The sequence below is a fragment of the Pseudomonas guineae genome (genome assembly GCF_900113745.1).
Taxonomy (GTDB): Bacteria; Pseudomonadota; Gammaproteobacteria; order Pseudomonadales; family Pseudomonadaceae; genus Aquipseudomonas; species Aquipseudomonas guineae.
Map to the genome: position 1 here is coordinate 128,454 of NZ_FOQL01000003.1, position 19,018 is coordinate 147,471.

At 59.5% G+C, this 19,018-nt stretch carries 16 protein-coding genes; 5 read left to right on the forward strand and 11 right to left on the reverse strand.

From position 1 onward, the window contains the following. Nucleotides 1–6: 6 nt before the first annotated feature. Nucleotides 7–879, reverse strand: a complete 873-nt coding sequence (locus BMZ32_RS12050; protein WP_090242316.1) for a LysR family transcriptional regulator — start codon at nucleotides 877–879, stop codon at nucleotides 7–9. Between the two features lie 103 nt (nucleotides 880–982). Here BMZ32_RS12050 and BMZ32_RS12055 point away from each other — a divergent pair, with 103 nt between their 5' ends. The 4 genes from BMZ32_RS12055 to BMZ32_RS12070 all read left to right on the forward strand — a co-directional run bounded on the left by BMZ32_RS12055 (nucleotide 983) and on the right by BMZ32_RS12070 (nucleotide 9,036). Further along, entirely contained in the window at nucleotides 983–2,524 is a 1,542-nt protein-coding gene (locus tag BMZ32_RS12055) for an NADH-quinone oxidoreductase subunit L (protein ID WP_090242318.1), read from the forward strand. Beyond that, on the forward strand, nucleotides 2,521–4,971 hold the full coding sequence (locus tag BMZ32_RS12060) for a YbcC family protein (RefSeq protein WP_090242320.1): 2,451 nt from the start codon (nucleotides 2,521–2,523) through the stop codon (nucleotides 4,969–4,971). The genes BMZ32_RS12055 and BMZ32_RS12060 overlap by 4 nt, the downstream gene beginning before the upstream one ends. Nucleotides 4,972–5,125: 154 nt before the next feature. Next, nucleotides 5,126–6,766 carry a VRR-NUC domain-containing protein gene (locus BMZ32_RS12065; RefSeq protein WP_090243047.1) on the forward strand — a complete coding sequence of 547 codons (1,641 nt, stop codon included), beginning with the start codon at nucleotides 5,126–5,128 and terminating at the stop codon, nucleotides 6,764–6,766. Further along, entirely contained in the window at nucleotides 6,763–9,036 is a 2,274-nt protein-coding gene (locus BMZ32_RS12070; RefSeq protein WP_090242323.1) for an ATP-dependent DNA helicase, read from the forward strand. The genes BMZ32_RS12065 and BMZ32_RS12070 overlap by 4 nt, the downstream gene beginning before the upstream one ends. 55 nt (nucleotides 9,037–9,091) lie before the next feature. On the opposite strand, the gene BMZ32_RS12075 is transcribed toward BMZ32_RS12070, so the two are convergent. The 10 genes from BMZ32_RS12075 to BMZ32_RS12120 all read right to left on the reverse strand — a co-directional run bounded on the left by BMZ32_RS12075 (nucleotide 9,092) and on the right by BMZ32_RS12120 (nucleotide 17,766). Beyond that, complete coding sequence (locus BMZ32_RS12075; protein WP_425272877.1) at nucleotides 9,092–11,488, reverse strand: heavy metal translocating P-type ATPase; 2,397 nt, start codon at nucleotides 11,486–11,488, stop codon at nucleotides 9,092–9,094. A 45-nt stretch (nucleotides 11,489–11,533) separates the two neighbouring features. Further along, on the reverse strand, nucleotides 11,534–11,953 hold the full coding sequence (locus tag BMZ32_RS12080; protein WP_208598715.1) for a hypothetical protein: 420 nt from the start codon (nucleotides 11,951–11,953) through the stop codon (nucleotides 11,534–11,536). A gap of 85 nt (nucleotides 11,954–12,038) precedes the next feature. Then, on the reverse strand, nucleotides 12,039–12,296 hold the full coding sequence (locus BMZ32_RS19645) for a heavy-metal-associated domain-containing protein (RefSeq protein WP_090242325.1): 258 nt from the start codon (nucleotides 12,294–12,296) through the stop codon (nucleotides 12,039–12,041). Nucleotides 12,297–12,686: 390 nt separating this feature from the next. After that, the gene (locus tag BMZ32_RS12090; protein WP_244153963.1) at nucleotides 12,687–13,007 is read right to left on the reverse strand and encodes a copper-binding protein; all 321 of its coding nucleotides are present in this window, start codon (nucleotides 13,005–13,007) and stop codon (nucleotides 12,687–12,689) included. Nucleotides 13,008–13,034: 27 nt separating this feature from the next. Then, on the reverse strand, nucleotides 13,035–13,535 hold the full coding sequence (locus BMZ32_RS12095) for a cupredoxin domain-containing protein (RefSeq protein WP_090243055.1): 501 nt from the start codon (nucleotides 13,533–13,535) through the stop codon (nucleotides 13,035–13,037). A gap of 70 nt (nucleotides 13,536–13,605) precedes the next feature. Next, the gene (locus tag BMZ32_RS12100; protein ID WP_090242327.1) at nucleotides 13,606–15,018 is read right to left on the reverse strand and encodes a multicopper oxidase family protein; all 1,413 of its coding nucleotides are present in this window, start codon (nucleotides 15,016–15,018) and stop codon (nucleotides 13,606–13,608) included. A gap of 15 nt (nucleotides 15,019–15,033) precedes the next feature. Then, nucleotides 15,034–16,437 (reverse strand): TolC family protein, encoded by a 1,404-nt coding sequence (locus BMZ32_RS12105; RefSeq protein ID WP_090242329.1) that lies wholly within the window; start codon nucleotides 16,435–16,437, stop codon nucleotides 15,034–15,036. A gap of 10 nt (nucleotides 16,438–16,447) precedes the next feature. Continuing rightward, nucleotides 16,448–16,762 (reverse strand): hypothetical protein, encoded by a 315-nt coding sequence (locus tag BMZ32_RS12110; protein WP_090242331.1) that lies wholly within the window; start codon nucleotides 16,760–16,762, stop codon nucleotides 16,448–16,450. A gap of 122 nt (nucleotides 16,763–16,884) precedes the next feature. Next, complete coding sequence (locus tag BMZ32_RS19345) at nucleotides 16,885–17,139, reverse strand: hypothetical protein (RefSeq protein WP_139213956.1); 255 nt, start codon at nucleotides 17,137–17,139, stop codon at nucleotides 16,885–16,887. 324 nt (nucleotides 17,140–17,463) lie between these two features. Next, nucleotides 17,464–17,766 (reverse strand): DUF1883 domain-containing protein, encoded by a 303-nt coding sequence (locus BMZ32_RS12120; protein WP_090242335.1) that lies wholly within the window; start codon nucleotides 17,764–17,766, stop codon nucleotides 17,464–17,466. Between the two features lie 154 nt (nucleotides 17,767–17,920). Here BMZ32_RS12120 and BMZ32_RS12125 point away from each other — a divergent pair, with 154 nt between their 5' ends. Further along, nucleotides 17,921–18,952, forward strand: a complete 1,032-nt coding sequence (locus BMZ32_RS12125; protein WP_090242338.1) for an RNA methyltransferase — start codon at nucleotides 17,921–17,923, stop codon at nucleotides 18,950–18,952. Nucleotides 18,953–19,018 lie beyond the last annotated feature (66 nt).

The window sequence follows — 19,018 nt, forward strand, 5'->3', positions numbered from 1 at the left end:
TCATGCTCAATGAGCCGATAACAACTCATCGAGAATCCCCAAGTTGAAGTGCCGTTGCTGGGTTACCGCGAAGAACTGCTCAGCAATCTCTGGGATTTGTGCATAAAGCTGTAACACGCCCGCCTGTAATTCATCCTGCACAACCACCGCCGGCAGTAGCGCAACGTCGCCGGAGTCGCGCGCCAGCAGGCGTAGCATGGCCATGTCATCGACCTCAGCGCAGATCATCGGGTTTAAGCCCTGGCTATCGCAGAACAGCTCGAACTGACTGCGAATATCGCTGCTACGGCCTGGCACGATTAAGCGCACCTGATTGAGGTCGCGGAGCAGGTCGAAAGGTGGCTGATCAATACGCGGTGGCCCGACCAAACACACCGACTGGCGATCCAACAGCCGACAGCGCCAAGACCGCTGGGCATCCGAACTGACCGGCGTATTACTGAGCACGATGTCCAACTTGTGCAGTGCGAGGCGCTCCAGCAATTCGCCCAAGCTGCCCGACTCCAGGGTTATGCGCACATCACGGCGGCCCAAAAAAGGCCGCAGCAGGTTCTCCTGGAAGTTACGCGAGAGCGTGGCCACCGCGCCAATGCGAAGTGGCTGATTGGCTTGTTGGGCACCCTGTAGGGTCATTTGTAATTCATTGCCCAGGGCGAAAATACTTTCTGCGTAATCCAGCGCCAGGCGACCGGCCTCGGTGAGCAGCAGGTTGCGGCCTGAACGGATGAACAGCGCATAGCCGAGTTGATCTTCCAAGGCGCGGATCTGGCTCGACAGCGCCGACTGAGCGACATGCAGCGACTGTGCGGCGCGGGTCAGGTTGCCTTCCTTGGCCACGGCCCAGAAATAGTGCAGGTGATGAAAGTTCAGCCGACGCATGATTCGTTCTTTATTTAAGATAATTAAGTTCTATTCAATCTATTTTAATTAAAAAAGCAACTGCTAGAGACTGAACCTACCGACCATCTGCGGAGGTTCTCTAATGCCTTTTCTGCTTTCTCAATTGAGTACCTTGCTGCCCTGGCTTTACCTGCTGGCTTTACTACCTGTGGCCATGAGTGCATCCAACTCGCCAGTTGCACGCTTCTGGTGGCCCGCGCGAATCGCGGGCTACCTGGGCTTTGCCTTAGTGCTGTTAGCGCTACTGCAGGCCACGCTGGACGGACGTGAAAACGATCGGCTGGGTCTGGCCATGGCCTCCCTGATCAGCCTACTCGCGCTGGTTATCATCGACTTCTCGCAACGCTACCTCGAGGGTGAGCCGGGTCAACGTCGCTACGTTCTAGCGCTACTTGGCACGCTGGCTGCGGTGGCTCTCGTGGTTACCAGCCGCGACCTGTTCGTAGTGGTCGGCGCTTGGATTACCTCCAGCTTGTGCCTGCATCAGTTACTGACCTTCTATCGCGACCGCCCCATGGCCCAGGTGGTGGCGCACAAGAAGTTCATTGCCAGCCGCCTGGCTGATATTTGCTTAATGATGGCGACCCTCTTGCTGGTGCGCGCAGGCGGCGACAGCGCGATTACGGTGATCCTCGATGAGGTCGCCATGCGCCTGCAAGCAAACGCCACCTTGGGCTGGGACCTGCAACTGGCGGCCGTGCTGCTGGTGTTGGCGGTGATTCTAAAATCCGCTCAGTTACCGCTACACGGCTGGCTGATTCAGGTCATGGAAGCGCCCACGCCGGTCTCAGCGCTGCTGCATGCCGGCCTAGTCAACCTGGGCGGCTTTGTGTTGCTGCGTTTCGCCCCCTTGCTGTCAGCCGCCCCCACGGCGCAGACCTTGTTAGTGGTGGTCGGCGGCGGGACGGCGGTACTCGCAGGCTTAGTGATGATGACCCGCATCAGCATCAAGGTCCGTTTGGCGTGGTCCACCTGTGCACAGATGGGTTTGATGCTACTCGAGTGCGGTTTGGGCCTCTATGAATTGGCGCTGGTGCACCTACTGGCCCACTCGCTGTACAAGGCCTATGCCTTCCTCGGTGCAGGTGAAACGGTCACCCAGGTGCGACGCCAAGCATTGTGTGACCCGCGTCCAGCGCTTGGGCTGCAACAAGTGTTGCTGGCGCTTGGTCTGGCCACGCTTTGGGTCGCGCTGCTGCATGGTCTCTGGAACATGCTACTGCCGGCCCACTCGTTGCCTCTCATGGCGCTGGTCATCCTGGCCATTGGCCTGGCCCCCTGGTGCCTGCGCCTGAGCGGTGCGTGGCACAGCCTGGGCATGCTCACACTGGTACTCGGCCTCTACCTCTTATGGCACCTCGCCGCCGCCCACGTGTTGGGCAGCAGCCCTGCGCCAAGCGTTCTGCAGCATTACCTGGGGCTGTTGGCGCTGCTGCTGTTCGTCACGCTCTATGTGTTTCAGGGGCTGATCATCACTCGCCCCAATGGCGCATTAGCGCGGCGGCTGTATCCCCTGGCCTTTGCCGGTTTTTATCTGGATGAACACTTTACCCGTCTGACTTTCCGCCTGTGGCCGGTACGCCATGCACCGAGTTCCGTTGACGCAACTGGAGACAGCCAATGAGCGCATTCGAACACGGACTTAGCCTTGATCAGGACGTCCTAAATACCCTCGCCCGCGAGGCTTGCGAACGCATTGCACCGACCTGGCCGCTAGACCGCATGATCGCCGTCAACCCTTTGTGGGAGCGGCGTGACCAGCCCTGGGCCACAGTCGCTGAGCAACTTCACAGGCGCGCTGGCAGCGGCCTAACGCTGACCGCAACTGACTACCGAGCAGCCTGGGAGGAGGCACGCATAGCCGAGCGTCATCTCCAGCAGGCGCTGACCGAAACATCGCTCGCCTGGACACCCGAGCAGTTGCTGCAATTACTGCATGAGTCGCCGAGCAATAGCCAACGCCTGCCGTTGCTCGAAGACATGGCTGAGGCCCAAATCACCCTACCCGGTTGGCCCGCGTTAATTACCCAGCAAATAGGCCAGTGCTGCGCGGCCTGGTTCGATGAAAACCAGGCTGACTGGCGACCTGATGCGCAGCATGGGCTTTATCAGAGTTGGCGTTCGGCCATGGTGCAGGATCGCGGCTTGAGTGTGCTAAGCGCCTGCAGCGCGCTGAGTGAGCGGATTGCTCAGCTGCCGCTTGAACCGCACGCAGCCTTACAGACTGCTGTGCAGCACTTGGGGCTTGCCGAGGATGAGCTAGCCGAATGGTTCGACTGCCTGTTGCTGCGCAGCCTTGGCTGGGCATCCTGGTGTGCCTACCTGCGTTGGCAGGCGCGCCTGCAAGCGGGCGACGCCCCCATACTCATGGAATTACTGGCGATCCGGGCCGCCTGGGAGTGGCTAGTGGACGACCGCCGGCGTGATGCGGACAGCCGCTGGAGCGCCTGGCGCCTGGCATGGCAGGCTGCGCGCAGTGCGTCACCTTCGCCGGGCTGGCAGGCGCTGCAGGTATGGCAGCGGGCCGAAGAACTGGCCTGGCAGGAGCAGTTGCAAGGGCTGCTGTGCCAGCCCCCTGCCGCTCAGGCTTATAGCTCCCCGGTGGCACGCGTGTATTTCTGCATCGATGTGCGCTCGGAGGTGATGCGACGTGCCATTGAGCAGGTCAGCCCGCAGGTGCAGACCAGCGGATTCGCCGGTTTTTTTGGCCTACCGATCGCCTACACCCCACTGGGCACTCAGACCACGCGACCGCAACTGCCTGGACTGCTGGCGGCCCAATTAACCGCTACGGACAGCACCGGCGATGCCACCCGCGACCTGCGCCTGGCCAACCAGCGACAAACCCGTTTGCAGCGCGCCGGGCGCTGGCAGTTGTTTGAGCGGCTGCCTGCTTCGACCTTCACATTGGTTGAGGCGCTGGGCGTGGGCTATGCCGGTGCACTGCTTGGACGCGTCGGCGGTCTCTTCTCTCGCCCGGCCGCGCCTGATCGCATGGCTTTACGGCCGCATGAATGGCAGCAGTTGAGACCTACTCTCCCGGTGCTTGAGCTTGAACAGCGTGTGAGTGTGGCAGCGCGTATCTTGCGCGCAATGGGCCTGACCCAGGATTTCCCGCCGCTGGTGCTACTGCTGGGGCATGGTAGCCAAAGCGCCAACAATCCGCAGGCAGCCGGATTGGATTGCGGTGCCTGTTGCGGCCAGAGTGGCGAGATCAATGCACGCTTACTGGCCGAATTGCTCAATGACGCCGACGTGCGCTGCCTGCTTCGCGAGCAGGGTATCCACCTGCCAACAGACTGCTGTGTGCTGGCAGGGCTGCACAACACCAGCACCGACGAGATTCAGGTATTTGACAACACAGCGCTGCCGGCTGCACTGCAGCCAGCGTGGCTGACTCTGCGTCAGGCACTCGATGATGCCGGTGTCATCGCGCGGCGCGAACGCGCCAGTCTTTTAGGGCTCGCGCACCTGAGCGAAAAGCCCGCAAAGCTGTTGAGCAGCCTACGCCAGCGTGCCACTGACTGGGCGCAGACCCGGCCAGAGTGGGGCTTGGCCGGTAATGCGGGGTTTATCGCCGCGCCGCGCTCACGGACCCTCGGTCAAAACCTGCAGGGGCGCGTATTCCTGCATGACTACGACTGGCGTCAGGATGCCGATGGCAAGGTGCTGGAGTTGATCATGACCGCGCCTATGGTGGTGGCGCACTGGATCAACCTGCAGTACCTGACCTCCACCACCGACAACCTGCGCTTTGGCAGCGGCAACAAGGTGCTGCACAACGTTGTCGGCGGTTGCATTGGGGTATTCGAAGGCAACGGCGGCGACCTGCGTATCGGCCTGGCGCACCAGTCGCTGCATAACGGCAAGCGCTGGGTGCATCGACCACTGCGGTTGACCGTGATTATTGACGCGCCGCAAAGCTTGATTGATAACGTCATCGCCGAGCATTCTGCGGTCCGTGACCTCGTTATAAACGGCTGGCTTCATCTGCTGCGCATTGATGGCGACTGCGTAAACAGGCTTGAGCGGCGCACGCCTGAGGGCTGGCAATCTCTGGGCGAGCGTTAATCAGCGCCGCTCAGAGACTGCAGTACAGCGCTCAACTTACCGGGGTTCGTATGCACAATACCCATCAACATGCCTTGAAAAGGCTGCACCCTAGGTGGTTGATCAATCCCGCTACAACGCGGACAATCCTGTACAAGAATACAGTGATGCCGCCATGCCCACCCCGCTCCCTCCTGAACTTTATTACCTCAGCAACTTCCGTACTGCGCTCGCCTGGGTGGGCGAGCGCTATGCCGATTTGCTGACGGCCGAGGAGCAAGCGTTTATTGCGGCTTTCCACCATCTGCAGTGGCAGGCCCAAGCGCTGCTAGTGCGGATGATCATGCGCCGCGGCTGTCACTTTCGTCTGAGCAAGCTCGACTACCCGGAACTGGGCGATTGCCTAAGCACCGCCAAACCGTTGCTCGAACTCGGCTGGCTGACTGACCAAGCGCCGCTGGCGCCGGCCGAAATTGTCGAGCTGCTACGCAAGGATGAACTGCTGCTGCACCTGCCCATGCCTGGGCAACGCGCCGCGCAGAAGAAGAGCGAGCTGGTCGAGCAGTTGCTAGCGCAAGACTTACCCACGCAGACCTTCACTGACTGGTGCCCTGCTCTGGATGATCAGCTATTAAGCGTGCTGGTGGGCGCGTTGTGCGACCGCCTGCGCCTGATGTTTTTTGGCAACCTAGCTCAAGACTGGTCCGAGTTTGTTTTGGCAGATCTGGGCATCTACCGCTACGAGGCGGTGAACATTAGCCCGCAGTCACGCGGCTTTCAGTCTCGGCAAGATATTGATGACTACCTGCATTTACGTGAACTGCGAGTGCGCTTCGAGGAAGGCGAAGCCTTCGAGACGATTCTAGCGCCGCTGCTGGCGTTCTCATCGAGCAACCCTTATCTGTGCAGCCGACAATCGCGGCTGTTATTTCAAATCGCTCAGCACGTGGAAAAACAAAGCGAGCTGGAACTTGCCCTAACGCTTTATCCGCGCAGCGAGCACGGTCAGGCGCGCTGGCGGCAGATTCGGGTGCTGGAATCCTTAGGTCGGCATGCTGAGGCGCATCAACGGGCAAGCGCCTTCAGCCAACTGCCCAGCAGTGATGAAGAAAGTCAGCGTCTTGAGCGCGCCCTTAACCGCCTGGGTCGCACGTTAGGTTTGCCGGTGGTGAAGCGACCCAAGGCAGTCGCAGAGTCACGCATCGAATTGGTCTTACCCTTACCGGAACGAGGCAGTGTGGAAATCGCTGTGCGTGATCACCTGCATCAGGACGATGCGCCGGTGCATTACGTGGAAAACACTCTGCTTTGTAGCTTGTTCGGCCTGCTCTGTTGGGATGCGATTTTCGCGCCGCTGCCGGGAGCGTTCTTTCATCCGTTCCACAACGGCCCCGTAGATTTGTACAGCGCGGAGTTCTATCCGCGTCGCCAAGTGCTGTTCGAGGCGTGTCTGGCGCGCCTTGAGCAGCCCGACTATGCGCAACTGCTGCTTGAGCGTTACCGCGATAAATTCGGCATCCAATCGCCCTTTGTATTCTGGACGCTGCTCGATGAGCCCTTGCTGAAGATGGCCCTGCAGTGCATCCCGGCGCAGCATCTACAGGCCTGTTTCAGGCGCATGCTGTTGGACCTCAAAGCCAATCGTACCGGCATGCCCGACCTGATCCAGTTTTACCCGCAACAGCAGCGCTACCGCATGATCGAAGTAAAAGGCCCCGGCGATCGCCTGCAAGACAACCAGAAACGCTGGTTGGCCTTCGCCGCGCAGCAAGGCATTGCCGTGGACGTGTGTTACGTCAGCTGGCAGGCGGCATGAGTTATCGGGTGGCGGTGCGCGCGCTGTGTGAGTTCACCGCCAAACAGGGCGATCTTGATCTGCGCTTCACGCCATCGCCCACGGCGCAAGAAGGCATGGCCGGGCACCAGACTGTGGTCGGCCGGCGCGGTGAACACTACCTGGCCGAACTACCACTGAGCGGCAGCTATAAAACGCTATTGGTCAGTGGCCGCGCTGACGGTTATGACCCCGAGGCCAATCGCCTAGAAGAGATCAAAACCCATCGCGGCGACATCAGCCGCATCCCGGCCAATCATCGGCTGCTGCACTGGGCGCAGCTCAAGGTGTATGGCTGGCTACTCTGCCAGCAGTTCAACTTGCAAAAAGTCGAGCTGGCGGTGGTGTATTTCGACGTAATGAGCCACGCCGAGCATGCCTTTGTCGAAGAGCACAGCGCCGATCAACTGCAAGTCTTCTTCGCGCAGCAGTGCCAGCATTTTTTGAGCTGGGCACTGCAGGAGCACGCCCATCGCGAACGGCGTGACCGCTACCTAGAGACCCTGAGTTTCCCCTACCCGACCTTCCGGCACGGGCAACGGCAACTGGCCGAGGCGGTCTATCGCGGCGCCCGTGACGGTCACACCTTGCTGGCGCAAGCCACCACGGGCATCGGTAAGACACTGGGCACGCTGTTCCCGCAACTCAAGGCAATGCCCGGTCAGCAACTGGATCGGCTGTTCTTCCTCACCGCGAAAACCCCCGGTCGGCGCTTAGCCCTAGACGCTCTGCACAGCCTGCGCGAGCAGGCGCAAGACGCACCGCTACGGGTGCTAGAACATGTGGCACGTGATAAGGCGTGTGAGCACCCGGACAAAAGCTGCCATGGCGAATCTTGCCCGCTGGCCAAAGGCTTTTATGACCGTCTGCCCGCCGCGCGTTTAGCGGCTCTTGAACAAAGCTGGCTAACCCATGAGCAGGTTCGGCGCATCGCCCTGCAGCATCAAGTGTGCCCCTACTACCTGAGCCAAGAGCTTTGCCGCTGGGCCGATGTGGTGGTCTGTGACTACAACTACTACTTCGATATGAACGCCCTGCTCTATGGCCTGACGCTACTCAATGAATGGCGCATCGCGGTGCTGGTGGACGAGGCGCACAACTTGGTCGACCGTGCTCGCGGGATGTACACCGCCGAGCTTGATCAAGGGCTGTTCCACCAGCTCTGCCAACGCGCGCCGGCGGGTTTACGCAGCGCCTTGCAGCGCGTCAGCCGACACTGGGAGCAACTCAATCGAGTTCAAGAAGGGGATTACCAGATTTATCCGCTGGTGCCCGAGCTGTTCGTCGCGACCCTGCAAAAAGCCGTCAGCGCGATCACCGACCACCTGAGCGAACAGCCCAACGGCAACGACCGCGTCCTGCTGCAGTTTTATCTGGATGCCATGTTGTTCTGCCGCTTGAGCGAAGCCTACGACCCACACTCGTTGTTTGATATCACCCGGCAAACAGAGCAGGCGCTGAGCATCGACACCACCCTCTGCTTGCGCAACGTGGTGCCCGCGCCGTTTCTCGCCAGTCGCTTCAGCGATGCGCATACCACCACGCTGTTCTCGGCCACGCTGCGCCCGGATAACTATTACCGCGACTTGCTCGGCCTGCCGCACGAAGCACAGTGGATCGACGTGGCCTCACCCTTTGCCGCCGAGCAACTCAGCGTGCGCGTGGTGCGCAACCTGTCGACCCGCTACCAGCATCGTGAGTCGAGTCTGGCGCCTATTTGCCGGCTGATGGCCGAACAATACCAGCATGAGCCAGGCAATTACCTGGCGTTTTTCAGCAGCTATGCCTATCTGGAACAGGTGCGCGAGCTATTCCGAACACTGCACCCGAACACTCCCACCAGCGTGCAAACACGCAGTATGAACGAAGGCGAGCGCCAGAGTTTTCTCGACAGCTTCACCCTGCACTCCGAAGGGATTGGCTTTGCCGTGCTCGGCGGCGCCTTCGGTGAAGGCATCGACCTGCCCGGCAAACGCTTGATCGGCGCCTTTATCGCCACCCTTGGGCTGCCGCAAATTAACGAGGTCAATGAAGAAGTCAAAGCGCGCATGCAGAAGATGTTCGGCAAAGAGAATGGCTATGACTACGCGTATCTATACCCTGGCATACAGAAGGTGGTGCAAGCCGCAGGCCGAGTGATCCGCACCACCGATGATCAGGGTGTGGTGTATCTGCTGGATGATCGTTTCGGCCAGAGCAAGGTCAAAGACCTATTGCCTGCGTGGTGGAAGGTGGAGCCTTACCGCTTATGACGCCTGAGCAGAGGCGGGTCGGCCCACAGCGAACAGTCAGGTTCGTCGAAAACAATCAGCTCGATTCAGTTTTTTTGGAGGGGGATGAGTCCGGCTTGAGTGCGGTGAAGCGCAGCCGCAGGGCGTTGCTGATCACCGAGACTGAACTTAAGCTCATCGCCAGGGCGCCGATCATTGGCGATAGCAGCCAACCAGTGAACGGAAACAGTACGCCAGCGGCCAGCGGGACACCCAGCATGTTGTAGACAAAGGCGAAGGTGAGGTTTTGCTTCATGTTGCCCACGGTGGCCACCGACAGCGCCCGCGCGGTGGCAATACCGCGCAAATCACCTTGAACCAGCGTTAGCTGCGCACTGTTCATCGCCACGTCGGTGCCGGTGCCCATCGCAATGCCGACATTGGCCTTGGCCAGCGCCGGCGCATCGTTGATGCCGTCACCCACCATCGCCACGATGCAACCTTCTTTCTGCAGGCGTTCGACCAGTTGCAGCTTGTCTGCCGGTTTGACCTCGCCGTGCACGTCCTCGATGCCCAAGCGCTTGCCCACGGCCTTTGCCGTAGTCAGGCCATCGCCGGTGGCCATGATGATGCGCAGCCCCGACTTGCGTAGCGAATCCAAGGCATCTGCGGTGGTCGCCTTAATCGGGTCGGAAACCGCCAGCAGCCCTGCCAGTTTGCCGTCCACCGCCAGATGCATGACGCTAGCACCCTGCCCGCGCAGCTCTTCGGCCTGGCTGGCCAACGACGCCACATCGATGCCCAACTGCGCCATCAATGCCGTGTTGCCAATAGCCAGGGACTTGCCGCCCACAACACCCTTAACGCCGATACCCGAGGCGGAGTCGAATTGTTCAGCTTTTTCCAGGTCCAGCTTGCGTTCACGCGCGGCGTTGACGATGGCGGCGGCCAAAGGGTGCTCGCTGCCCTGATCGAGGCTGGCGGCCAGGCGCAATACTTCGTCATCATCGAAGCCGTTGACGCCCAGCGCCCGCTCAAACGCCGGTTTACCTTCGGTCAGCGTGCCGGTCTTGTCGACGATCAGCGTATCGATCTTGCACAGGTTTTCGATGGCGGCGGCATCGCGAAACAGCACGCCTTGGGTGGCACCACGGCCTGTGGCGACCATGATCGACATCGGCGTGGCCAGGCCGAGTGCGCAGGGGCAGGCAATGATCAGCACCGTTACCGCTGTGATCAGCCCATAGACCCAACTTGGCTGCGGGCCGAAAAAGCCCCAGGCAAAGAACGTCAGCAACGCGACCCCGACCACGCCATAAACGAAGTAGGCGGCCACGGTATCGGCCATGCGCTGCATTGGCGCTTTGGAGCGCTGCGCCTGCGCCACCATCTGCACGATCTGCGCGAGTACGGTGGCCGAGCCGACGTGCTCGGAGCGCATCAGTAAGGCGCCGCTGGTATTGAGCGTGGCGCCGATAAGCTTGTCGCCCGCGCGCTTGCTCACGGGTAAGGGCTCGCCGGTGAGCATCGACTCATCCAAAGAGCTACTACCTTCGAGTACCACGCCATCCACCGGCACCTTCTCGCCCGGCCGCACGCGCAGGCTGTCGCCCTCATGCACGTTACTCAGCGGGATGTCTTCTTCACTGCCGTCGGCGTTAACCCGGCGCGCCGTCTTAGGGGCCAGGCCGAGCAAGGATTTGATCGCCGCTGAGGTTTTCGAGCGCGCCTTCAGCTCCAGCAACTGGCCGAACAGCGTTAGGGAAATAATCACCACGGCCGCTTCGAAGTAAACCGCCACGCGCCCCATCGAAATAAATGAAGACGGGAATACACCGGGCGCCACGGTCGCTACCACACTGTAGATAAAGGCCGCCCCGGTACCCAGGCTGATCAGCGTCCACATGTTGGGGCTGCGCTTGATGACAGACTGCACGCCACGCACAAAGAATGGCCAACCCGCCCATAACACCACCGGCAATGACAGGACCAGCTCGATCCAACTCTGGGTAGCCATGTCGAACCAGCGGAGCTGATGGCCAAACATGGCCAGCATCATGACGATTAAGGACAGCGGTAACGTCCACCAAAAACGCCGGGTAAAAGAGGCGAGTTCGGGACTCTCGTCATCGTCAAGCTCGGGAACAAGCGGCTCTAGCGCCATGCCGCACTTCGGGCAACTGCCTGGGTGATGTTGAAGGATTTCCGGGTGCATGGGGCAGGTGTAAGCCGTGCTTGCCTGTCCTGCCGGTTCCTGCGCAGCAACCGGAGCCGACTTTGACGCTTGCGTGAACTGATCCGGTTCGGCGCTGAACTTAGCCAGGCACTTGGCGCTACAGAAGTAGAAAGGCTTGCCCGCATGCTCGACATGGTGCGACGACTTAGCGGTGACCGTCATGCCGCATACGGGATCCTTCAGCACCGGCATCTCGGATGAACCGGCCGGTTTCTGCTCGCTGTGCTCGTCGTGGTTCGTGCTCGCGTTGGTGTCCATGCGTTCATCTATCCCGGTTTGGCAAAGGGGTGGTGACAGACCGCCTTATTGCTTGGCAGGCGCTTGCAGGTCCGTCATCAGTTGCATCATCGCGTCCATCATGTCCATGTGCTTATCTAGGTTAGTACAGTCCATTTGCATGCCATTGGACATGCCCATGCCGCCCATATGGCTGCCCATCCCGGCACCCATGCCACGGCGCATGTGCCCCATCATCGTCATGCCGCTCTGCATCGAGGTCATGCCTTCCTGCATCAAAGCGGCACGCGCTTCGGGCGTCTTGGCCGCCATTATCTTTTCGTGCATGTCCTGCATGGCTTTGGTCTGCTGCTCAATCTTCGCGTCATCAGGTTGTACGGCAGAGGCAGCCGGAACCGGTTGGCTGCCCTGCGTGATCGGAGTCGCAGCATGGGCGCTGGCAACGAAAGCAAGTCCCAGGGTGGCGATAAGTTGTTTAGTGTTCATGGCTTTCTCCATTGGAATTGGGATCAGCTTAGGGCTGAATGGTCGGGCCGTATTGATCGGTGTCAACGTGCTGAGTTGGCACTGCTTAATTGCAGCAGCAACCGCCCTTGCTCTTCTTGATCGGCGCTGAAGGTGCCGGGACTATGCTCGTCGCAACTGGGGAGTAGCCGGCCTTCTCAATAGCTTGGCTAAGATCAGTTTCGGCGCATGCCGACTCAATTTTCACCCGGTGTGATGGCAGGTCGATTAGCACGCTGGCGGCTGGGTCTAAGGCCAGCACGGCCTGGGTAATAGCGTTTGTGCAGTGTCCGCAGGTCATGTCTTTTACTTCGAAGGTAGTCATCGCGCGCTCCTTTAAGAGCAATGGTTGATGATTCAACTTTCGGCCTTACCATCGCGGCAAGGTCAAGCAAAAATTTGCTCGGCGCTGAAACTTATAATGCCAAGCGCCGCTATTAGCCTTGTCATGATGAAAAGGTATCGCCTGAGCTCATCAACAATGAACTCAGGCGATATTCAGCGTTTCATTAAAGATAATCCGTCGCGTCAAGGCTGCCGGTCTGTACGCTGCAACACTTAAGCCGGCAATAGAATCAGTGTCTGTGCTGGCGCCAGCTGATAAAGCAGCAAGAGTGCCTGGCGGCAGTGTTCAGGCGAACATCGCCCACTTGAGCGAACGCTGCGCGAGGGCCTGAATAGGCAAACGGGGCCGTATAACAGCCCCATCCAGCCCTTATTGCGCAGGCTGCAACTCGGTTGCGACAAACTGACTGCCTTGCTGCTGCGCAACAAACTGCACCTTGTCGCCGACGTTCAGCCCTTCAAGCTGAGTGGCATCCTGCACGGTAAACACCATGGTCATCGGCGGCATGCCCAGGTTGGCTAACGGGCCATGGCGCAGGGTAATTTTTTGGTTAGCCGAATCGATTTTGCGCACCTCTGCCTGGCTCATGGCCACGGCATTGCTGGACGCTGTTTCAGCGGCTTGAACAGTGGTGAGGGCTGGACCGCTCAACATACCGACCATAGCGATCGCATTTAATAGCTTTTTCATTTTGATTCCTCTCGATTGGGTAAAACGTTATTCCGCCAGCACGCGAATTTTACCGACCATACCGGCCTGGTAATGACCGGCAATCAGGCAGGCGAATTCAAATTCGCCTGCGCGGTTAAAGGTCCAGATAATCTCTGCGTCCTGCCCTGGAGCGACATGAGCCATATAGGGCTCGTCATGTTCCATACCGGGAAACTTGACCATCATGGCCGCATGCGCATCCAGATCAGCCTGAGTACCGAGCACAAACTCATGCATCATGTTGCCCGCATTACGGTGTACAAAGCGGATGGTCTCGCCTTGTTTAACTTCCAGCTGATCGGGGCTAAAACGCATTTGGTCGCTCATGCCGATCTCAATGGTGCGCGTGATCTGCTCGCGGTCTCCGGCGATGCCCCAGTCCTTCTGCTCTTTGATTACGGCAGCGCTAGGCTGGGTGTGTTTCTCGCTATGCGCCATGGCCGGGCTGACCGCAACGATGCCGGCAAAGCCCAGAATCAGGACACTCAGGTTTATAAATCCATTCATCATTAACACCTCAAATAAGCTACAGGCTGCATATGCAGCGTTAGAGCGGCTAGTGCCGCTACTGGGTCAATCAATGGCCGTCATGCCCGCTGGGCTTACGCACCTGCACTTCGACCGGCTCGCTAAGCGGTTGTTTAAGCGGCATCGACTGCCCACCCGCCTCACTTGAGCGCGCCGGTTTAGCCAGCTCGCCTGTCCATTCATGAGCCACCGTGCCGGCTGGATGCTTGTACCAACCGGGGTCGCGGTAATCACCGGCGGGCTGGTCCTTGCGCACCTTGAGCATGCTGAACATGCCGCCCATTTCCACTGAACCGAAGGGACCGTCACCGGTCATCATCGGCGCGGTGTTGGCCGGCAGCGGCATCTGCATTTCTGCCATATCGGCCATGCCGCGCTCACCCATCACCATGTAGTCCGGGATGATTTTGGCGATCTTGCGCGTCATGCCGCGATGATCGACACCGATCAACGTCGGCACGTCATGGCCCATGGCATTCATGGTGTGGTGGCTCTTGTGGCAATGGAACGCCCAATCGCCCTCCTCATCGGCGAGGAACTCGACTTGGCGCATTTGCCCCACGGCAATGTCGGTGGTGACCTCCGGCCAACGCGAGCCAACAGGTGTCGGTCCACCATCAGTACCGGTCACCTCAAACTCGTGACCATGCAGGTGGATGGGGTGATTGGTCATGGTTAGGTTGCCGACGCGGATCCGCACCTTGTCGTTATGGCGCACCACCAGCGGATCAATACCGGGAAAGATGCGACTGTTGAAGGTCCACAAGTTGAAATCAAGCATGGTCATGATCTTCGGCGTATGGGCACCCGGATCAATGTCGTAAGCATTAAGCAGGAAGCAGAAATCACGATCGACCTCACTGATCAGCGGATGATGACCCTTGGGGTGGGTGACCCAAAAGCCCATCATGCCCATGGCCATCTGCGTCATCTCATCGGCATGCGGGTGATACATAAAGGTGCCGGGGCGGCGCGCCTCGAACTCATAGACAAAGGTTTTGCCCACCGGAATTGCCGGTTGGGTCAGCCCCGACACCCCGTCCATACCGTTGGGCAGGCGCTGGCCATGCCAGTGAATGCTGGTGTGCTCGGGCAGCTTGTTGGTGACGAAAATGCGCACCCGATCGCCCTCCACCACCTCGATGGTCGGCCCCGGTGACTGGCCGTTGTAGCCCCACAAATGCGCCTTATAACCGGGCGCCAGCTCGCGCACCACGGGCTCGGCAACCAGGTGGAACTCCTTGACGCCGTTGTTCATGCGCCACGGCAGTGTCCAGCCGTTGAGCGTGACCACCGGGTTATAGGGGCGGCCACTTTGCGGCTGTAAAGGCGGCATGGTGTCGGCACTGCTCTGCGACACAGCCTCGGGAATACCTGCCAGCGAAACCCGGCTAACGGCAGAGGTGGCGACAGCGGCGGTTATAGCGCTGGCACCGAGGAAAAAATCACGTCGTGAAACCATGGGAAATATCCTTGATCAGTGCCCGGCGGGCTCGTCGCTAACGGTGGTGACCGCCATACTGGTTGACAGGCTGGGAGTGCCTAACATGGCCATATCCAGATCGGCCTTGGCCGTCCAGAAGTCACGCTGCGCCTGCAGGTAACCATCGACCGCGAGGATCTGTTTGCGCGCATCGGCGAGCAGATCGAAGGTGCTGATAAACATGCCGTTGTATTGCAGGACGTTTTCTTCGGCGATACGCGCCCGCAGCGGTATCACCTCATCGCGGTAATGCCGCGCGATGTCATGGGCCGCCCGATAGCCCAGGTACGCTTCGCGCACCTGTGAGCGGGCATTGACCGCCGTCGCGGCCGCGCGATTAAGCATCTGCCGGTACTGCGCCTCGGCTTTGGCGACCTTGGCCCCGCTCCAGTCGAACAGCGGCAACTCGACGCTGATCTCATAACCGCGTTGAGTTGGCTCCTCGTTTGAGCGGTTGCTCACTACACCCAGCTCCAGCACGTTGATAAAACGCGTGGTTTTACTGAGTCCCAGGTTGCTGGCCAGCCGTTCGGCGTCCAGGCGCACGGCCTGAATATCCACGCGTTGCGCCATCGCTAGGCGCTCAACATCTGGAAGCTGCTCGGCCATAGCCGGCAACTCCGGCAGACGCTCAGGCAGGCGATAATCGATCTGCTCGCCCCACAATCCCAGTAACCGCGTTAGTTGCTCACGCGCCTGCACCCGTGCTTGTTCAGCGCGAATCAAATTCAAGCCGGCATCGGCGTAAAAGCTCTGCTCCTGCGCCTGCTGCAGCAGGGTGTAGTTGCCCACTGCCGCTAAGCGCCGTGCCAGTTCAGCACCCGCCTCAGCGGAGTCCATCACTTGGCGCATAAAGCCCAAGCTTTCCTGCGCCGCTACTGCGCCATACCAGGCCTTGCGCGTCTGTGTAGCCAATTCAAACAGGGCTAGATTGGTTTGCCGTTGCACCTGCTCGAAACGCTTGGCCTCCATGCCGGAGGTCAGCGGCATGGCAATCAGGCGCGCCAGGTTGATATGCAGACCGCGTTCATATTCCACCTCGGTGCCTTTCTCCAGCCGGCCGAAGGAAAACCCAGGGTTAGGGATACGCCCCGCCTGCACACGCTCGGCTTCGCTGATGCCCAGCTCGTCGAAACTGGCCTGCAAGCTGCGGTTATTCAGCAAGGCAACCTGCACTGCCGTTTCTACCGTCAGCGGCTGCGCCAACAACTCAGCGACGCGATCGGCCAGCTGGCTGCGCTGCTCTGGGGTTTTCGCCCACACCACCTGTTTATCCAGTTGCGCGCCAGCCTGCTCCACGGCTGTGAAGCCGCCATCCGGGGTAAAGCTGGCGCAACCGCCGAGCAGCGCAAGCAATGCAAAGAGCAATCCGCCCTTAGCGCGTGAAAAGAGCGTCATAGGTCGCGCCTCAATGATGGTCATGCGGGTTATCCCCCATCGGCATTGCAGAGGGCGCAGGCGCACTTTCGCTCGGCTGTTCCCAGGGCTCCATGGCATAGGTGCGCCAGCCACCGATGCGACCCACCAGGTCATTAGCCTCGCGCCAGTTTTGCAGCGGTTGCTCGCGAAAACCTTGGTAGGTTTTGAGCGGCGATTGATAGTCCAGGGCCGTGGTGGCAGCCGTGCTGTCAAGCGGATCGGGCAATTCAGCCCAAGCGCCGACGGGAAGTAGCAACACCAGACAGGCAAGCGCCTGCTGACGAAAAAAAAGACAACACTTCATCGAAACATCTCGCATGCAGCGGCGTTGCCTGCGTAGGACAGGCGAGCGACCGCTATGAGCTAAATACACGGAGTACGCAAAACGGCTTAAACTTAGGCCGGTACGTCAACGCATGGTTTGGCTTAGGCGAGAAACAGGCGGGGGGGTCTTTCCGGGGTTTCGGCGATAAAACCGACAAACTGATTCAGGCGTGCCATCGAGGGCTCAATGGCGTGCAACGGGGAAGCACTGCTGGTCAACGAACTGAGGGTCACAGCACCGACGCAGAACGCACAGAGGCTGCACAGGCTGTTATCCGCGGTAGGCGCACCCGTGTCTGAACTGTCGAGGTTACTGGCGTGATGCACAGCGTGATCAGCAACGGCAGATTGGGGCATGAGCATGGCGCCTGGATGATGCGCAGCCATTTGCGGATCATCTTGAGCCGCCGAGCCACTGGACTGCGTAACTGCGCATAACTGCATGCTGATAGCCGCCATGCTCTGCGCCGGGAGGGCGAGCATTAGCATCCAGATCAGGACAGTTTTCAGTGAGCGCATAATAATCAGGCGTCTGCGAGCAACATGGGTAAGCGATTATCCACCGATTAGTCCATTTGTACACCGCTGACAATAAGAACAAGGTTTTTATGCATGAGGGGGTTCGACGAACCGCTCAATAACCTGCTGTCGTGCAGGCTATTGGTACCGGCAAACCAAGCATCAGCTCAAGCGTGACGTCGACTTGCGAACGATTTTGATCGAGTGCTTAAGCGTCGGCTTGCGCGTTACGCTGATGGCTTTTCGGGTCACCGTATCTATGGTGATATTCCAGAAACCGCTGCTAGGTACGGTGATCTTCGCCGGAAAGGTGTCAAATGCGCCACCGTGGTAGGTGTGGCGGCCGCCATTCTTAAAGCTGCGGAAATTGGCATCGCTCATCAGTCGAATATTGCAGGTTTGCGAGCATACAATCTCGACGACGTCGTCTTCATTGAGGTGTTCGCGCTGGTGTATAAATTTCATCTACCGCTCCGCACAGCTGGGTCAGGCTTATCAGGCCGCTAGTATGAGTGTCAGGCACAGGTTGAGCAAAGGCTAAGCCATTTTGTATCCGCTCAACGCTTGTCTAGTTCAACGCATACCGCCGCCGCCTGACCGGTGATAGCATGCGCGCCCCATGAATATTGACCAATTCCACCAGCGCCTTACCGACCTCGGTGCCAAGCCTATGCACATCGGGCGGATTACCCGTGCCTGGCTGGGCGGCAAGCCGCTGGATACGGGTACGCGTAATCAGAAAACCGAGAACTTTCTACCGTTGGCGGTGCGTAACGCATTGCCCGAGCTGAGCCGCGAACTCGACGCTCTGGCCCGTTTGAGCTCCGAACACCCTGCTGCAGATGGCTCGGCACGCCTGCTGGTGGATTTGGCCGACAAGCAAATGGTGGAAAGCGTGCTGCTGCCGCGCGATGGCCTGTGCGTGTCCAGCCAAGTCGGTTGCGCGGTGGGCTGCGTATTCTGCATGACCGGCAAGAGCGGCCTGCTGCGCCAGCTGAGCACCACTGAGATTCTTGCTCAGGTGGCCCTAGCCCGGCGCTTTCGCCCGGTAAAGAAAGTGGTGTTTATGGGCATGGGCGAGCCGGCACACAACCTCGACAACGTGCTGGAGGCGATCAACCTACTCGGCACAGAGGGCGGCATTGGTCAACGCAACTTGGTGTTCTCCACCGTGGGTGACCCTCGGGTATTCGAGCGCTTGCCGCAGCAGCAAGTCAAACCGGCCCTAGCGCTATCGCTGCACAGCACCGATGCCGAACTGCGCCAGCAGCTGCTGCCGCGCGCACCGCGAATTGACCCTGAAGAACTGGTTGAGCTGGGTGAAATATACGCACGGAAAATCGACTATCCGATCCAGTACCAATGGACACTGCTCAAGGGCATCAATGACAGCCAAGAGGAAATGGACGGCATCCTGCGGCTACTCAAGGGCAAGTACGCGATCATGAACCTGATCCCCTACAACAGCCTGGAAGCAGACGAGTTCCAACGCCCCGAGGGCGACCGTATCGTGCAAATCGTGCGCTACCTGCACAGCCGTGGCGTACTGACCAAGGTACGCAACTCGGCGGGTCAGGATATTGATGGCGGCTGCGGGCAGCTACGGGCCCGGGCGACCGCAGTACTGGAGCGCCGTATAAGCCGTACATAAGTGATGACTGCACTGTTTCCGCGAACCAGCGCTTTATCAAACAACCAGCACCATAAAAAATGCCCG

Coding starts and splice junctions, on each gene's coding strand:
- BMZ32_RS12075 (WP_425272877.1), bottom strand. CDS start 11,488: ATGGACACCAACGCGAGCACGAACCACGACGAGCACAGCGAGCAGAAA.
- BMZ32_RS19345 (WP_139213956.1), bottom strand. CDS start 17,139: ATGCCCCAATCTGCCGTTGCTGATCACGCTGTGCATCACGCCAGTAAC.
- BMZ32_RS12095 (WP_090243055.1), bottom strand. CDS start 13,535: ATGAATGGATTTATAAACCTGAGTGTCCTGATTCTGGGCTTTGCCGGC.
- BMZ32_RS12080 (WP_208598715.1), bottom strand. CDS start 11,953: ATGAACACTAAACAACTTATCGCCACCCTGGGACTTGCTTTCGTTGCC.
- BMZ32_RS12050 (WP_090242316.1), bottom strand. CDS start 879: ATGCGTCGGCTGAACTTTCATCACCTGCACTATTTCTGGGCCGTGGCC.
- BMZ32_RS19645 (WP_090242325.1), bottom strand. CDS start 12,296: ATGACTACCTTCGAAGTAAAAGACATGACCTGCGGACACTGCACAAAC.
- BMZ32_RS12125 (WP_090242338.1), top strand. CDS start 17,921: ATGAATATTGACCAATTCCACCAGCGCCTTACCGACCTCGGTGCCAAG.
- BMZ32_RS12105 (WP_090242329.1), bottom strand. CDS start 16,437: ATGACGCTCTTTTCACGCGCTAAGGGCGGATTGCTCTTTGCATTGCTT.
- BMZ32_RS12120 (WP_090242335.1), bottom strand. CDS start 17,766: ATGAAATTTATACACCAGCGCGAACACCTCAATGAAGACGACGTCGTC.
- BMZ32_RS12110 (WP_090242331.1), bottom strand. CDS start 16,762: ATGAAGTGTTGTCTTTTTTTTCGTCAGCAGGCGCTTGCCTGTCTGGTG.
- BMZ32_RS12065 (WP_090243047.1), top strand. CDS start 5,126: ATGCCCACCCCGCTCCCTCCTGAACTTTATTACCTCAGCAACTTCCGT.
- BMZ32_RS12090 (WP_244153963.1), bottom strand. CDS start 13,007: ATGAAAAAGCTATTAAATGCGATCGCTATGGTCGGTATGTTGAGCGGT.
- BMZ32_RS12070 (WP_090242323.1), top strand. CDS start 6,763: ATGAGTTATCGGGTGGCGGTGCGCGCGCTGTGTGAGTTCACCGCCAAA.
- BMZ32_RS12060 (WP_090242320.1), top strand. CDS start 2,521: ATGAGCGCATTCGAACACGGACTTAGCCTTGATCAGGACGTCCTAAAT.
- BMZ32_RS12055 (WP_090242318.1), top strand. CDS start 983: ATGCCTTTTCTGCTTTCTCAATTGAGTACCTTGCTGCCCTGGCTTTAC.
- BMZ32_RS12100 (WP_090242327.1), bottom strand. CDS start 15,018: ATGGTTTCACGACGTGATTTTTTCCTCGGTGCCAGCGCTATAACCGCC.